The following is a 14,934-nucleotide window of genomic DNA, read 5'->3' on the forward strand; positions in this document are numbered from 1 at the left end:
TGTCCATTCTCGGTGCTCGCGCCGGCGATGGCCAGCCCGCCCTCATCCACGCGGTGTGTCCCCGGGCAAGCTCATCGGCGCCGGCAGCTGCCAGAGCCGCCGTGGCAGCGCCTGGTCATGGCCCGGTCGCCAGCCATGGGCCAGCGCCTGCCAGGTGAACGCCTGGGCCTGCTCACACGCCGTCACCACCGACTCGCCGGCCGCCAGGCGCGTCGCCAATGCCGCGGCGAGCGTGCAGCCGGAACCGTGGAAGTCGCCGTCGAGCCGCGGCCAGGACCACTGGCGGCTGACATCCGGCGCATGCAGGGTGTGCTCCACCCGGCCGGCCGGCACGCGTCCACTCGGGTCATCGGTGCCGGTCACCAGGACCGCCTGGCAGCCCAGCGTCATCAACTCCACCGCCCGTTCGGTATCATCTCCGTCGACACCGGCTGTCAACCGCGCCAGCTCCTGCCGATTGGGGGTGAGGATATCCACAAGGGGCAGCAGGCGCTCGCGGAAGGCATCCACCAGTTCGACTGTGGACAACTCACTGCCGCCACCCGCACGCAGCACCGGGTCCACCACCAGCGGCACCCCCGGAAGGCGGCGAACGATATCGGTCACGGCGTCGAGGGTCGCCGAGTGGGCCACCAGCCCGACCTTGATGGCGGCGATCTCGAACCCGTCGAGCGCCGCCATCATGCGCCGCATGGCGCCAGGGTCCACCGGCAGCACCTCGGCCACGTCCCGGCAGTTCTGCACGGTCAGCGCCGTGGGGATGGTCAGCGCCCAGCCGCCACAGGCGGCGATCGCCTCGGCGTCGGCCACCAGCCCGGCGCCCCCGGTGGGATCGTGACCCGCCAGCACCAGGACCACCGGCAGATGGGGTGAGACATCGGAAGCGGCCACCATCAGAAGGGCTTGAGCACGGCGAGGAAGACGATGACCAGCAGGGCGATCACCGGCAGCTCGTTGAACCAGCGGAAGAAGACGTGACTCTTCGTGCAGCGGCCCTGGGCGAACTGCTTCAGGTAGATCAGGCAGACATGGTGGTAGGCCACCAGCAGCGCCACCAGCAGCAGCTTGACGTGCATCCAGCCCTGGCCGAGCCAGGCGGGCGTCAGCAAGAGCATCCCACCGCCGAACAGCAGCACGACGATCATCGACGGCGTCATGATGCCGCGGTAGAGCTTGCGCTCCATGACCAGGAAGTGATCGATGGCCTGCTGCTCGCCGCGGTCGCGGGCCATGGCGTGATAGACGTACAGCCGCGGCAGATAGAACAGCGCGGCGAACCAGGTCACCATGGCAATCAGGTGCAGGGCCTTGATCCACAGGTACATTCGGGCTCCTCAGGACGGCGATGACGGGTCGAAACGGTAATAGCGCTCGATGGCGCCGCGGGTGATGATACCGGAAATCCGCTTCTGCTTCGGCCGGTGACCATGCTCCACGTAGAGGGCGTCCACCGCCTGGTCGTTGAGTCGGTCAAAGGCCTCGGACAGGGTCGCCTGCAGGTGGATCGGTGCCATCTCCAGGCGCAGGCCGGGAATCTCCAGCAGGTCGAGCAGTTCGCCGTCGTCCTGTGCCTCGCCCCCCGTCTCGTCCTGCCCCATCAGCCAGCGCGCCAGGTCGGCGGCCTTGAGGGCCAGGGTCGGCTGGTCATCGGTGGAGCGTTCGATCAACACCCAGACCGGATTGGCCTCGAGCAGGGCCCGGGCCTGGTCGCGGGTCACCATCCGTGGCGTCCGCACCAGGCTACGCTCCATCACCGCCGGCACCGAAACCCGGGAGAGCGCCTGCATCAGCGGCTGCTGGAGGGGATGCAGGCCGTGGCGGGTCATGCTGATGAAGAAGCCATCGCAGTGGCACAGCTGTCGTGTGGTCAGGCCGGACACCACCACCGCCAGCATCCCGGGCAGGATGATGTTGGGGTTGTGGGTCAGTTCGAGCAGCGCCATCAGCGCCGCCAGCGGCGCTTGCAGCACCGCGCCCATCATCGCCGCCATGCCGAGCATGGCGTAGAGCCCCGGGTCGGCGGCGGCGCCCGGCCACAGCCAGTCCCCCGCCAGGCCCATCAGCGCCCCGGCGGCGGCGCCGATCACCAGCACCGGGCCGATGATGCCGATGGGCACGCCACTGGCCACGGTGAGGGCCGTGAGCAGCAGTTTCGCCACCACCAGCGCCAGCAGCACATCGACAGCGAGGTCGCCGGAGAGGGACGCCGCCAGGCTGTCATAGCCGATGCCCTGTACCTCCGGGTACCACCAGGCCACGCCCGCCGTGGCCACCGCCACCAGCGACAGGCGTAGCCAGACCCGCAGGCCGGTGATCCGCGAGCTCTTCGCCACATGGATGAAGACGCCGGCCAGCAGCCCGATCAGGAGGGCGGTGATCACGATCCAGGGCAGGTTGAACATCGACCCCAGGCTCACCGTGGGGACCTGGAAGGCCGGCTCGGCGCCATAGACCAGCTGGGCCACCACGGCGCCCATGGACGAGGCGAGGATCACCGGCATGAAGCCGGCGATGGTGTACTCCATCATCACCACTTCCATGGCGAAGATGACCCCGGCGATGGGGGTGTTGAAGGAGGCGGAGATACCCGCGGCCGTACCGCAGGCCACCAGCACCCGCAGGCTGTTGTGGGGCAACCGCAGCCGTTGGCCCAGGCCGCTGGAGGCCGCCGCGCCCAGGTGGATCGCCGGCCCCTCGCGACCGGCGGAGAGCCCGCCGAGCACCGAGACCACCCCGACCCACCACTGGTTGAGCCAGTTGCGCAGCGGGAAGCGTCCCTGATGGTAGGTCAGCCGATCGATCACGTGACCGACACCCAGCTTGCGCGCCACCGCCGGCTGGCGCCACAGCAGCACACCGATCAGCGCCACCGCGACCAGCGGCATCGCCGACCGCAGCAGGGGCGGCAGGCCCTCGAAGGCCTCGGAATCGCCCCCCGGCATGAAGGCCAGGGCCCCCAGGTCGAGCAGCAGGCGGAAGCCCACCATCAGCCCCCCGGTGATCAGCCCCGAGAGCACCCCCAGCACGCACAGCTGGGGCAGGGCATCGACATTGGCCAGCTGGCGGCGAAAGCCTTCCAGGCTGAGATCAGGGAGCGAGAAGCGCGACACGGCGACGATCCTGTTCATCCGGTTCCGAAGAGCGGCCTGGGTAGGCCCCCTCTCTCTTGTGTATCATAAGCGTCACCAGAGGTCCCGGCTGCTGCACGCGTTCGACGCACCGTCCACGCCGGGTCAACAGGCTCGACAGGCCATCAGGAAGGAGGGCATCGTGATCAAGGTCGGAATCGTCGGCGGCACCGGGTACACCGGGGTCGAACTGCTCAGGCTGCTCGCCCAGCACCCCGAGGTCGAGGTGGAGGCGATCACGTCCCGATCCGAGGCGGGCATGCGCGTCGGTGACATGTACCCCAACCTGCGCGGCCACTACGACGACCTGGCGTTCGGCGCCCCCGACGCCGAACGCCTCGGCGCCTGCGATGCGGTCTTCTTCGCCACGCCCCACGGCGTCGCCCATGCCCTGGCCGGCGAGCTGCTCGACAAGGGCACCCGGGTGATCGATCTCTCGGCGGACTTCCGCCTGCGCGACGCCGAGGAGTGGGCCCACTGGTACGGCCAGCCCCACGGCGCCCCGGCGCTGCTCGGCGAGGCCGTCTACGGCCTGCCCGAGATGCATCGCGAGGCGATCCGCGGGGCCCGCCTGATCGCGGTGCCCGGCTGCTACCCCACCGCCGTGCAGCTCGGCCTGCTGCCGCTGCTCGAGGCCGGCCTGATCGATGCCGACCGGGTGATCGCCGACTGCAAGTCCGGCGTCACCGGCGCCGGCCGCGGCGCCAAGGTGCCCTCGCTGCTGGCCGAGGCCAGCGAATCGATGAAGGCCTACGGCGCCGGCGGCCACCGCCATCTGCCGGAGATCCGCCAGGGGCTCGGCGACGCCGCCGGCGGCCCGGTGGGCCTGACCTTCGTACCCCACCTCACGCCGATGATCCGCGGCATCCATGCCACCCTCTACGGTCGGCTCACCGTCGAGCCAGGGGACCTGCAGGCGTTGTTCGAGCGGCGCTTCGCGGACGAACCCTTCGTCGACGTCATGCCCGCCGGCAGCCACCCCGAGACGCGCAGCGTCAAGGGCGCCAACCTCTGCCGACTCGCCGTGCACCGCCCCGGCGACGGCGACACCGTGGTGGTGCTGTCGGTGATCGACAACCTGGTCAAGGGCGCCTCCGGCCAGGCGGTCCAGAACCTCAACCTGATGTTCGGCTTCGACGAACGCGCCGGCCTGTCGGCCCCCGCGCTGATGCCCTGATCTCACTCCCCTGGACATTGAGGGCGCCGAGAGAAGGTCGCTCCCAGAAAAGTTGACCAATTTGCTGGGGATTGGGGATAATGGTCGGTCGAATTCTCCATTTCCCTTCAGGGAGCTCTTCCATGAGCGGTGCCGAATCCTTCGTCCCCACCCCCTTGATGCTGTCGGACAGCGCGCGTGCGCGCCTCAAGGCATTGATCGAGGAAGAGGGCAACGCCGAGCTGAAACTGCGGGTCTACGTGACCGGCGGCGGCTGTTCGGGTTTCCAGTACGGCTTCGACTTCGCCGACGAGGTCGCCGAGGACGACACCCTGATCCCCTTCGGCGATGTCGCCCTGGTGGTCGACCCGCTCTCCTACCAGTACCTGGTCGGCTCCACCGTGGACTTCGAGGAGGGCCTGGCCGGCGCCCGCTTCCTGGTCCAGAACCCCAACGCCACCACCACCTGCGGCTGTGGCGCCTCCTTCATGGTCTGACCCCCCGTTGACCCCTCGTGCTCCCCGCGACTTGACGCTTTCCGGGAACCTCGCCAAGTTGAAAGGGCGAATCCACCGGAAAGGTCCAATACACGGGGAGCCTCATGAACAGATCCTCCATCGCTTCACCGCTGATGAAGCAAGTCACACTGGCCGCCACCCTGGCGCTGGGCCTCGGCCTCGCCGGCCACGCCATGGCCCAGACGCCCACCGTCAAGGTCGTCACCGACCCCAGCTTCGTGCCCTTCGAGATGATGGATGCGGACACCGGCGAGATGATCGGGTTCGACATGGACATCATCAACGAAGTGGCCGAGCGCGCCGGCTTCGAGGTGGACCTCACCACCATGGAGTTCGCCGGCATCATCCCGGCCGTGCAGACCGGCAGCCAGGAGATCGCCATCGCCGGGGTGACCATCACCGAGGAACGTGCCGAGATCGTCGACTACTCGGATCCCTACTACGATTCCGGCCTGCGGATCATCGTTCGCGCCGACAACGACAGCGTCGAGACCATCGAGGATCTCGAGGGCATGTCCATCGCCACCAAGATCGGCTCCACCAGCTACGACTACCTGCAGGAAACCCTGGGCGACAACGCCGACATCACCCCCTATCCGGGCACCTCGGACATGTACATGGCCCTGCTCGGCCGCAATGTCGATGCCGCCTTCTACGACGCTCCCAACGTCGCCTACTTCTCCCAGACCCGTGGGGAGGGTCGCACCAAGGTGGTCGGACCGCTCTACGAGGGCCAGCAGTACGGTATCGTCTTCCACAAGGGCAGCGAGTGGGTCGAGCCGGTGAACGAGGCGCTGGCCGCGATGCGCGAGGACGGCACCTACGACGAGATCTACGAGAAGTGGTTCGGCGAGTCGCCGAGCGACGACTGATCGACCAGTCGGCCTGATCGCCCCGCCAGCGTGCGAGGCATGAGCGGGGCCGGGCGGCAGGACCTCCCGGCTCCGTGTCGTTTCTGGCCCCCCGACATTCCGGAGACCCCCTCGTGGAAGTGACCTTTCAATTCGACTGGGCGGCGGCCTTCCGCTCGATTCCGCACCTGTTGCCGGGCATTCCCTGGACCCTGCTGATCTCCTTCGGGGGCCTCGCCATCGGCTTTTTCATCGGCATCTTCTTCGGCCTGCTGCGCATCAGCCCGCTGCGCTGGCTACGCTTCCCCGCGATCCTCTATATCGAGGTGTTTCGCGGTACCCCCATCCTGGTCCAGGTGCTGTTCATCTTCTACGGCCTGCCCCAGCTCCTCGGCGGCCCCATCAACGCCCTCACCGCCGGCATCGCCGCCATCGCGGTCAACTCCGGCGCCTACATCTCCGAAGTGGTGCGCGGCGGCGTGCAGTCCATCGAGCGCGGCCAGCGAGAGGCCTCGCTGTCGCTGGGCCTGTCCCGCACCCAGGCCTTCCGCTACGTGATCTGGCCCCAGGCCTTCCGGCGCATGATCCCGCCACTCGGCAACCAGGCCATCATCAGCATCAAGGACACCTCGCTGTTCTCGGTAATCGGCGTCGGCGAGCTGGTTCGCCAGGGGCAGATCTACATCGCCACCACCTTCACCGCCCTCGAGGTCTACCTGATGGTGGCCCTGATGTATCTGGCCATCACCTGGAGCCTCTCCATCGCGTTGCGCCAGCTCGAACGCCGCGGCCTGGTCGGCCAATGAAAGGGGAGAGCCAGCACATGACCCAAGGCGACACGACCTCCACGCCCATCGTGCGCATGGAGAAGGTCAACAAGCACTTCGGCAGCCTGCACGTGCTCAAGGATATCGACCTCGAGGTCCAGCACGGCGAGGTGGTGGTGGTGATCGGTGCCAGCGGCTCCGGGAAGTCGACCCTGATCCGCTGCATCAATGGCCTCGAGGAGTTCCAGCAGGGCCATATCGAGGTCGACGACAAGGAACTGCTGCCCGACGGCAAGAGCGCCAGGGCGCTGCAGAAGATCCGCACCGAAGTCGGCATGGTGTTCCAGCAGTTCAACCTCTTTCCTCATCTCAGCGTGCTCGACAACGTCATCCTGGCGCCGATGAAGGTACGCGGCTGGAGCCGGGCGGATGCCCTCGAGATCGCCGAACGGCTGCTCGAGCGCGTGGGCATCGCCGACCAGAGTGCCAAGCACCCCGCCCAGCTCTCCGGCGGCCAGCAGCAGCGCGTGGCCCTGGCCCGGGCGCTGGCCATGGAACCACGGCTGATGCTGTTCGACGAGCCCACCTCGGCACTCGACCCGGAGATGATCGGCGAGGTCCTCGACGCCATGCGCGAACTGGCGAAGGAGGGCATGACCATGGTGATCGTCACCCACGAGATGGGCTTCGCCCGCGAGGTGGCGGACCGGGTGATCTTCATCCATCAGGGGGAGATCGTCGAGCAGGGCCCTCCCGAGACGCTCTTCGACGCCCCGCAGAACGACCGCACCCGGAACTTCCTGTCGCGGGTGCTCAAGCACTGAATTCGGCCACGTTGCACGGTTCAGCAGGGCCCTGTCGTTATCGACAGGGCCCTTTTTCTGCCTGTGGACAGAATTCCTGGACAGGGCCTCTCCAACGCGCTGTATCCCCCGTCACCGGCGGCTTCGCTGCAACCGCGCGAGGTTGTTCACAGCCGCGGGCACAAACCCGGTAGCCGTCGGTGGACAAGCGGTGCGCCGTCGCCGCTGTGGGCAAGTCGCCATTCCGTCCACAGGCTCCCGACCGCCTGTCCGCAGCCGCCCAGCCCTTTGTCCAGCCTTTGGTCAACAAAATATATTGTTGATAGTAAAGAGATAAATCGGTTTATCCCCGGATTTTGTCCACACCAGTAGTTACTACCACAACAGAACTTCTCTCTTTTATTCTGTATTAACTGATAACCGGGAAGGGAAGAACGCCGTGTTCGACGGATCCGGGTGTGGAAAACCCTGACGATTACCCACAGGGGGTTTATACTGCCGGGCTGATTCGGACCGACTTTCCGATGACCGGTATCAACGACATCGGCGCCGCGGCGCCAACGAGGTGCAACTTGGAGTATCCCGACCGCTTTGACGTCATCGTCATCGGCGGTGGCCATGCGGGAACCGAAGCCGCTCTGGCCTCCGCTCGCATGGGCTGTCAGACCCTGCTGCTGACCCACAACATCGAGACCCTGGGCCAGATGTCCTGCAATCCCGCCATCGGCGGTATCGGCAAGAGTCATCTGGTCAAGGAGATCGACGCCCTGGGCGGTGCCATGGGCCTGGCCACCGACCTGGGCGGCATCCAGTTCCGCGTGCTCAATGCCCGCAAGGGACCGGCGGTACGTGCCACCCGGGCCCAGGCCGATCGGGTTCGCTACAAGGCGGCGATTCGCACCATGCTGGAAACCCAGGCCAACCTGACGCTCTTCCAGCAGGCGGCCGGCGACCTGATCGTCGAGGGCGATACCGTGCGCGGCGTGGTCACCGAGACCGGCATCCGCTTCCTCGCCGAGAGCGTGGTGCTCGCCACCGGGACCTTCCTCGGCGGGGTGATCCATATCGGCCTCGACACCAGCCGTGGCGGTCGCGCCGGCGATCCGCCCTCCAATGCCCTGGCCGAGCGGCTGCGGGCATTGCCGTTCCGGGTCGACCGCCTCAAGACCGGCACCCCGCCGCGCATCGACGCCAGGAGCCTCGATTTCTCGGTGCTGGAGCAACAGCCCGGCGACACGCCGACGCCGGTGATGTCGTTCATGGGTCGGCGCGACATGCATCCGCGCCAGGTGAGCTGTCACATCGCCCACACCAACGAGCGCACCCACGAGATCATCCTGGCCAATCTCGATCGCTCGCCGATGTACTCCGGGGTGATCGAAGGAGTGGGGCCGCGCTACTGCCCCTCCATCGAGGACAAGGTGCATCGCTTCGCCGACAAGGCGAGCCACCAGGTGTTCATCGAGCCGGAAGGGCTCGATACCCACGAGCTCTACCCCAACGGCATCTCCACCTCGCTGCCCTTCGACGTGCAGCTGCAGGTGGTGCGCTCGATCGAGGGCCTGGAGAACGCGCACATCACCCGGCCCGGTTACGCCATCGAGTACGATTTCTTCGACCCGCGGGACCTGAAGCACTCGCTGGAGACCAAGTTTATCCACAACCTGTTCTTCGCCGGGCAGATCAACGGCACCACCGGCTACGAGGAGGCCGGGGCCCAGGGGCTGCTGGCCGGGCTCAATGCCGCCCGCCGTGCCAGGGGAGTCGAGGCCTGGTGGCCGCGCCGTGACGAGGCCTACCTGGGCGTGCTGGTGGACGACCTGATCACCCTGGGAACGAAGGAGCCCTACCGCATGTTCACCTCGCGGGCCGAGTACCGGCTGCTGCTGCGGGAGGACAACGCCGACCTGCGCCTCACCGAGCGTGGCCGTGCGCTGGGGCTGGTGGACGACGCCCGCTGGGCGGCCTTCACCACCCGTCGCGAGGCCATCGAGGCCGAGAGTGCCCGGCTCCGGGCCACCTGGGTACAGCCCGGGAGCGCGGCCGCCGAGGCGGTCGAAGCCAAGACCGGCAAGGCGCTCGCCCGCGAGTACAGCCTGATGGACCTGCTCAAGCGCCCCGAGCTCGAGTATGCCGACGTGGCCGGGCTCTCCGGCGAGCCGGTGGGGGAGGACTCGGTCGCCGAGCAGGTGCAGATCCAGGCCAAGTACCAGGGCTACATCGACCGCCAGCAGGACGAGATCGACCGGCTCAAGCGCCACGAGGCCACGCCGCTGCCCGCCGACCTCGACTATGAGCGGGTCGAGGGCCTGTCCCACGAGATCCGCCAGAAGCTCGCCGCGGCGCGCCCGGCCACCCTGGCCCAGGCCTCGCGGATCTCCGGTGTGACCCCGGCGGCGGTGTCGATCCTGCTGATCCATCTCAAGAAACGACGCCTGCTCGACGACAGCCGGGTGGCCAGCGGATGACGGCAGTCGACCCCCAGCTCGCCGAACGGCTCGACCAGGGCCTGGCACGACTCGACATCGCCGCCGATGATGAAACACGCCTCGGGCTGCTGCGCCTGGTGTCGCTATTGCACAAGTGGAATCGCGCCTATAACCTCACCGCGGTACGCGATCCCCTCGAGATGGTCTCCCGGCATCTGCTCGACAGCGCCGCCGTGCTGCCCTGGGTCCGGGGACCACGACTGCTCGATGTGGGGGCGGGAGCGGGACTGCCGGGACTGGTCCTGGCCATCCTCAGGCCGGAACTCGCGGTCACCCTGCTCGACAGCAACGGCAAGAAGGTACGCTTTCAACGCCAGGCCGTGCTGGAATTGGGGCTGAGTAACGTCACCCCGGTGCAGGCCCGGGTCGAGGCCATCCAGGGACGCTTCGACCAGGTCATCTCGCGGGCCTTCGCCAGCCTGGGCGATTTCGTCGAGCTGAGCGAGCACCTGCTCGCCCCCGGGGGGCAGTGGCTGGCCATGAAGGGGCCGGCCGTGGAGGACGAACTGGCCGGATTGCCCGCCGAGGTCGCACCGATTGCGCGTCACGAGCTGACGGTACCCTTCGAGAGCGGTAGCCGCCGACTGGTGATTCTCGAGCGCCAAGGTTCCACCCCAGGCCGCCCCTGAGGCGTCCGTCACCCCAAGGATGACGACCGTGACCAAGATCATAGCCTTGACCAACCAGAAGGGCGGCGTGGGCAAGACCACCACCGCCGTGAACTTGGCCGCCAGCCTGGCCGCCCTGGACCGTCGCGTGCTGCTGGTCGACCTGGACCCCCAGGGCCATGCCACCATGGGCAGCGGTGTGGACAAGCACACGCTCGATGGCAGTGTGCTCGACGTGCTGCTGGGAGAGCGGCGCTCCATCGAGGTGATCCTCGATTGCCCGGCGGCCGGCTTCGCCCTGTTGCCGGGCAACGGCGACCTGACCGCCGCCGAGGTCGAGCTGCTCGACCGCGACGAGGGGCGCGAACGCTGCCTGGTCGAGGCCCTCTCCGATGTCGCCGGCGAGTATGACGTGGTGCTGATCGACTGTCCGCCGTCGCTCAACATGCTCACCGTCAATGCCCTGACCGCGGCCAACGGCGTGCTGATTCCGCTGCAGTGCGAGTTCTACGCCCTCGAGGGACTCTCGGCGCTGCTCGATACCGTCGAACAGATCAAGGACAGCGTGAACCTGGACCTGGAGGTCTATGGCATCCTGCGCACCATGTTCGACTCGCGCAACAGCCTGACGCGGGATGTCAGCAAGCAGCTGCGCGACTACTTCGGTGATGCCCTGCTCAAGACCACCATCCCCCGCAACGTGCGGGTCGCCGAGGCGCCGAGCCATGGCCTGCCGGTGACCAAGTACGCGCGTTTCTCGCGGGGCAGCCAGGCCCATCGGGTGCTGGCCAAGGAGCTGATCCGCCGGCTGTCTCTGTAGACCGAGCGCTGTAATCCGCTGTGATGAGGGAATGTCGATGACGCGCAATAAACGCGCCCTGGGACGCGGCCTGGATGCCCTGATCGGGGCCAATGCCCGCCGCCGCGAGAATCTGGACCTTCCGGGAGTCGACCCGACCGGGCCGGAGGAGGGCGAGGCGCCGGTGGCCGAGGAGCGACTCGAACGCCTGTCGCTGGGCCAGCTCACCCGCGGCAAGTATCAGCCGCGGCGCGATATCCAGCCCGAGGCCCTGGAGGAACTCGCCGACTCGATCCGCGCCCAGGGCGTGATGCAGCCCATCGTGGTGCGTCCCGTCGCCAAGGATCGCTACGAGATCATCGCCGGCGAACGTCGCTGGCGTGCCGCCCAGCTGGCGGAGCTGGACGTCATTCCCGCGGTCATCCGCGACGTCAGCGACCAGGTGGCGCTGGCGCTGGCGCTGATCGAGAACATCCAGCGCGAGAACCTCAATCCGGTGGAGGAGGCGATGGCCCTCAAGCGTCTGCTCGAGGAGTTCGAACTCACCCAGCAGCAGGCGGCCGATGCCGTGGGACGGTCCCGCGCCCAGGTGGCCAACCTGCTGCGCCTGCTCACCCTCGACCCGGAGGTCCAGACCCTGCTCGAGCGCGGCGACCTGGACATGGGGCACGCCCGGGCCCTGCTGGCGCTGTCCGGGGCGAAGCAGCGCAAGGCGGCCCACGAGGTGGTCAACAAGGATCTCACCGTCCGAGACACCGAGGCGCTGGTCAAGCGGCTCGCCGCCGGCGAGCCGCGCAAGGCCGAGCGGCCGGCGCCGAGCCCCGATGTGGCGCGTCTCGAGACCCGGCTGGGCGAGCTGCTCGGCGCGCCGGTGAAGATCCAGCACGGTCGCGGCGGTAAGGGGCGGGTCACGATCCGCTACGCCAGCCTCGACGAACTGGACGGCATCCTGGAGCACATTCGTTGAGGGCGGTGTCGGACAGGGCGGCGCGCGCCGGCCTATGTCGACAACCCGTCCCCCTTTGGTCGCAAAGTGACCGGATATCCTCGGAATCGACACCGCTCTGGTTGAAGGGCCGGAGGGGCTTCCCTATAATCCGCCGGTGTTTGTCCGCGCGGGGCGCAGCGCCGCAGACGGCGCTGCCTCGTCCGCTGGAAGTCATGGGGAGTCGGCATGGCTAGGTCCCGTGCGGGGCGGCGACTTCCGAATCATCGTCGCCTTCTGCAGGCCCAGGGACTGGCCATCATCGTCATGGCTGTCCTCGGCTTCGCGGTCGGCGGGCAGAAGGCAGCCATCTCGGCGGCGACCGGCGGGCTGATCTGTCTTCTTCCCAACCTGTATTTCGTATGGCGGGTCGGCAGCCAACGTGCCGGCCGACATGCAAGGCGCTTCGTGTCGATTTTCTATCGGGCCGAGGCGGGCAAGTTTGGTTTGACGGTGGCACTGTTTGCCCTGGTGTTCGTGACAGTGCCCCCCTCAAACCCGGCTTTTTTCTTTGGCGCATACGTGGCGGTTCACCTCATGCACTGGCTGGCTCCCTGGCTGCTGCGTGACTGACCGACCCCAACGAGAGGCAGACCCATGGCTGGCAATAACCCCTCGCCGACCGAATATATCAAGCACCACCTGCAGAACCTGACCTTCGGCAAGCATCCCGACAACGGCTGGTCGCTGGCTCACTCCGCCGAGGAGGCCCAGGAGATGGGCTTCTGGGCGCTGCACCTGGATACCATGGGCTGGTCCATCGCCATGGGGGCGCTGTTCATCTGGCTGTTCCGCAAGGCCGGCAGGGTGGCGACCACCGGGGTTCCCGGCACCCTGCAGAATGTCATCGAGATGGTCATCGAGTTCGTCGAGTTCACCGTCCGCGGGGCCTTCCACGGCAGGAATCCCGTCATCGCGCCGCTGGCCCTGACGCTGTTCGTCTGGATCTTCCTGATGAACTTCCTCAAGCTGATCCCGGTGGATTACGTGCCCGAGCTGTTCCTTCGCCTCGGCGTCGACTATATGAAGATGGTGCCCACCACCGATCCCAATGCCACCCTGGGCATGGCCCTGGGGGTCTTTTTTCTGATCATCTACTACAGTCTGAAGGTCAAGGGCGCCGGTGGATTCGCCAAGGAGCTCTCGCTCACCCCGTTCAACCACTGGTCGCTGATTCCCTTCAACCTGGTCATGGAGCTGATCGGCCTGCTGGTCAAGCCGCTGAGCCTGGGCCTTCGTCTGTTCGGCAACATGTTCGCCGGTGAGGTGATCTTCATCCTGATCGCCCTGCTGCCGTTCTGGGCCATCTGGGTGCTGGATGTGCCCTGGGCAATCTTCCACATCCTGGTCATCACCCTCCAGGCCTTCATCTTCACCGTGCTGTCCGTCGTCTACCTGAGCCAGGCGCACGAACATCACTGAAACGAGCAACGCTTGCACTTCCATCAACCCTTAACCCCTTGAACCTCAACTCGAGAAAACTAGGAGCACCACCATGGAACTCGTCTACATTGCTGCGTCCCTCATGATCGGCCTGGGCGCCCTGGGTACCGGTATCGGCTTCGCCCTGCTGGGTGGCAAGCTGCTGGAATCCACTGCCCGCCAGCCGGAGCTGGGCGATCAGCTGCAGACCAAGACCTTCCTGATGGCGGGCCTGCTGGACGCCGTGCCGATGATCGGTGTCGGTATCGCGATGTACCTGATCTTCGTCGTTGCCGGTTAATGACAGCACCGGGCGCCCAGCGCTCGGTGTGTTCGTTTCCGGTCGCCACGAACCTGTCAGAGGTACATCCCTGTGAATATCAACATGACGCTTATCGGGCAGACGATCGCCTTCGCGATCTTTGTCTGGTTTTGCCTGAAGTACGTGTGGCCACCGATCAGCAATGCGCTCCACGAGCGTCAGAAGAAGATCGCCGATGGCCTCGATGCGGCCAGCCGTGCAACGCGTGACCTCGAGCTCGCCCAGGAGCGCGCCAACGAGACCCTGCGCGAGAGCAAGGAGCAGGCCTCCCAGATCCTCGAGCAGGCGAACAAGCGCTCCGCTCAGATGATCGAGGAAGCCCGCGAGCAGGCCCGTGCCGAAGGCGAGCGATTGGTCGCCGGTGCGCGCGCCGAGATCGAGCAGGAAATCCATCGCGCCAAGGACGAGCTGCGTGCCCAGGTGTCGACGCTGGCCGTCGCCGGTGCCGAGCGTGTCCTGGAAGCCTCCGTCGACGAGAAGGCACATCGCAAGCTGCTCGACAAGCTTGCCGCCGAACTGTGAGGAGGTGATCCATGGCGGAACTGTCTACCGTCGCTCGACCCTACGCCAAGGCGGCATTCGAGTACGCACGCGATCATCAGGTGCTGGACGCCTGGGCCGGCTGGCTCGCGATGCTGGGCCAGGTCGCTGCCGACCGTGATGTCCAGAAGCTGCTCTCCAGCCCGAAGCTGTCCACCGAGCGCAAGGTGGCCCTGGTCATCGAGGTGGCCGACGTCGATGTCGACGACGCCGCGCGTCGTTTTCTCGAGACCCTCGGAGAGAAGGGGCGCCTGGCGGCCCTGACCGACATCGCCGAGCAGTTCGAGCGGCTGCGCGCGGAGCTCGAGAAGCGCATCGACGTCACCGTGGTCTCGGCCTATGCGCTCGATGACAAGCAGCAGCAGAAGCTCGCCGGCGCGCTCAAGAAGCGCCTGAATCGCGAAATCTCCATTACCACTCAGGTGGACCCGACGCTTCTCGGCGGTGTCATCCTGCGTACCGGCGACACCGTCATCGACGGTTCGGTGCGCGGTCGACTGAACCGCCTCACCGAAGCCCTTTCCGCCTGAGTCTGAGGGACATGGC

At 66.9% G+C, this 14,934-nt stretch carries 17 protein-coding genes; 14 read left to right on the plus strand and 3 right to left on the minus strand.

What is annotated here, in order from left to right; translation table 11 throughout:
• Positions 1–42: 42 nt before the first annotated feature.
• Genes thiD through MKP05_RS08605 form a run of 3 tightly spaced genes read right to left on the minus strand, consistent with a single transcriptional unit; the run spans position 43 to position 3,110 of the window.
• Entirely contained in the window at positions 43–894 is an 852-nt protein-coding gene (gene thiD, locus MKP05_RS08595; protein ID WP_110284416.1) for a bifunctional hydroxymethylpyrimidine kinase/phosphomethylpyrimidine kinase, read from the minus strand.
• Positions 894–1,325: a protoporphyrinogen oxidase HemJ gene (hemJ, locus tag MKP05_RS08600; protein ID WP_110284415.1), complete on the minus strand. Its 432-nt coding sequence runs from the start codon at positions 1,323–1,325 to the stop codon at positions 894–896. The genes thiD and hemJ overlap by 1 nt, the downstream gene beginning before the upstream one ends.
• Positions 1,326–1,334: 9 nt before the next feature.
• Complete coding sequence (locus tag MKP05_RS08605; protein WP_240567984.1) at positions 1,335–3,110, minus strand: chloride channel protein; 1,776 nt, start codon at positions 3,108–3,110, stop codon at positions 1,335–1,337.
• 160 nt (positions 3,111–3,270) lie between these two features.
• On the opposite strand from MKP05_RS08605, the gene argC reads away from it, so the two are divergent.
• From argC to MKP05_RS08675, 14 genes are all read left to right on the plus strand, one after another.
• Positions 3,271–4,305 carry an N-acetyl-gamma-glutamyl-phosphate reductase gene (argC, locus tag MKP05_RS08610; protein ID WP_240567927.1) on the plus strand — a complete coding sequence of 345 codons (1,035 nt, stop codon included), beginning with the start codon at positions 3,271–3,273 and terminating at the stop codon, positions 4,303–4,305.
• 122 nt (positions 4,306–4,427) lie between these two features.
• Positions 4,428–4,781 (plus strand): iron-sulfur cluster insertion protein ErpA, encoded by a 354-nt coding sequence (erpA, locus tag MKP05_RS08615; protein ID WP_240567928.1) that lies wholly within the window; start codon positions 4,428–4,430, stop codon positions 4,779–4,781.
• 134 nt (positions 4,782–4,915) lie between these two features.
• A complete protein-coding gene (locus MKP05_RS08620; protein WP_240567985.1) occupies positions 4,916–5,674 on the plus strand; it encodes a transporter substrate-binding domain-containing protein in 759 nt (252 codons plus the stop codon).
• 113 nt (positions 5,675–5,787) lie between these two features.
• Positions 5,788–6,459, plus strand: a complete 672-nt coding sequence (locus MKP05_RS08625; RefSeq protein WP_110284410.1) for an amino acid ABC transporter permease — start codon at positions 5,788–5,790, stop codon at positions 6,457–6,459.
• 17 nt (positions 6,460–6,476) lie between these two features.
• Positions 6,477–7,244: an amino acid ABC transporter ATP-binding protein gene (locus MKP05_RS08630; protein ID WP_276316565.1), complete on the plus strand. Its 768-nt coding sequence runs from the start codon at positions 6,477–6,479 to the stop codon at positions 7,242–7,244.
• 551 nt (positions 7,245–7,795) lie between these two features.
• Positions 7,796–9,691, plus strand: a complete 1,896-nt coding sequence (mnmG, locus tag MKP05_RS08635; protein ID WP_240567929.1) for a tRNA uridine-5-carboxymethylaminomethyl(34) synthesis enzyme MnmG — start codon at positions 7,796–7,798, stop codon at positions 9,689–9,691.
• Entirely contained in the window at positions 9,688–10,341 is a 654-nt protein-coding gene (gene rsmG, locus MKP05_RS08640) for a 16S rRNA (guanine(527)-N(7))-methyltransferase RsmG (RefSeq protein WP_240567930.1), read from the plus strand. Before mnmG ends, rsmG begins: the two co-directional genes overlap by 4 nt.
• 28 nt (positions 10,342–10,369) lie before the next feature.
• On the plus strand, positions 10,370–11,140 hold the full coding sequence (locus tag MKP05_RS08645; RefSeq protein ID WP_110284406.1) for a ParA family protein: 771 nt from the start codon (positions 10,370–10,372) through the stop codon (positions 11,138–11,140).
• 37 nt (positions 11,141–11,177) lie between these two features.
• The gene (locus MKP05_RS08650; protein ID WP_110284405.1) at positions 11,178–12,086 is read left to right on the plus strand and encodes a ParB/RepB/Spo0J family partition protein; all 909 of its coding nucleotides are present in this window, start codon (positions 11,178–11,180) and stop codon (positions 12,084–12,086) included.
• Between the two features lie 207 nt (positions 12,087–12,293).
• Positions 12,294–12,677 carry an ATP synthase subunit I gene (locus MKP05_RS08655; protein ID WP_240567931.1) on the plus strand — a complete coding sequence of 128 codons (384 nt, stop codon included), beginning with the start codon at positions 12,294–12,296 and terminating at the stop codon, positions 12,675–12,677.
• 24 nt (positions 12,678–12,701) lie between these two features.
• Entirely contained in the window at positions 12,702–13,526 is an 825-nt protein-coding gene (atpB, locus tag MKP05_RS08660; RefSeq protein WP_240567932.1) for a F0F1 ATP synthase subunit A, read from the plus strand.
• A 73-nt stretch (positions 13,527–13,599) separates the two neighbouring features.
• Positions 13,600–13,827: a F0F1 ATP synthase subunit C gene (gene atpE / locus MKP05_RS08665; RefSeq protein WP_110284402.1), complete on the plus strand. Its 228-nt coding sequence runs from the start codon at positions 13,600–13,602 to the stop codon at positions 13,825–13,827.
• Between the two features lie 72 nt (positions 13,828–13,899).
• Positions 13,900–14,370: a F0F1 ATP synthase subunit B gene (locus MKP05_RS08670; protein WP_110284401.1), complete on the plus strand. Its 471-nt coding sequence runs from the start codon at positions 13,900–13,902 to the stop codon at positions 14,368–14,370.
• A gap of 11 nt (positions 14,371–14,381) precedes the next feature.
• Positions 14,382–14,918, plus strand: a complete 537-nt coding sequence (locus tag MKP05_RS08675; RefSeq protein ID WP_240567933.1) for a F0F1 ATP synthase subunit delta — start codon at positions 14,382–14,384, stop codon at positions 14,916–14,918.
• The last annotated feature ends 16 nt before the right edge of the window (positions 14,919–14,934 follow it).

Origin of the sequence: Halomonas flagellata, assembly GCF_022487945.1 — a bacterium.
Classification (GTDB): domain Bacteria; phylum Pseudomonadota; class Gammaproteobacteria; order Pseudomonadales; family Halomonadaceae; genus Halomonas; species Halomonas flagellata.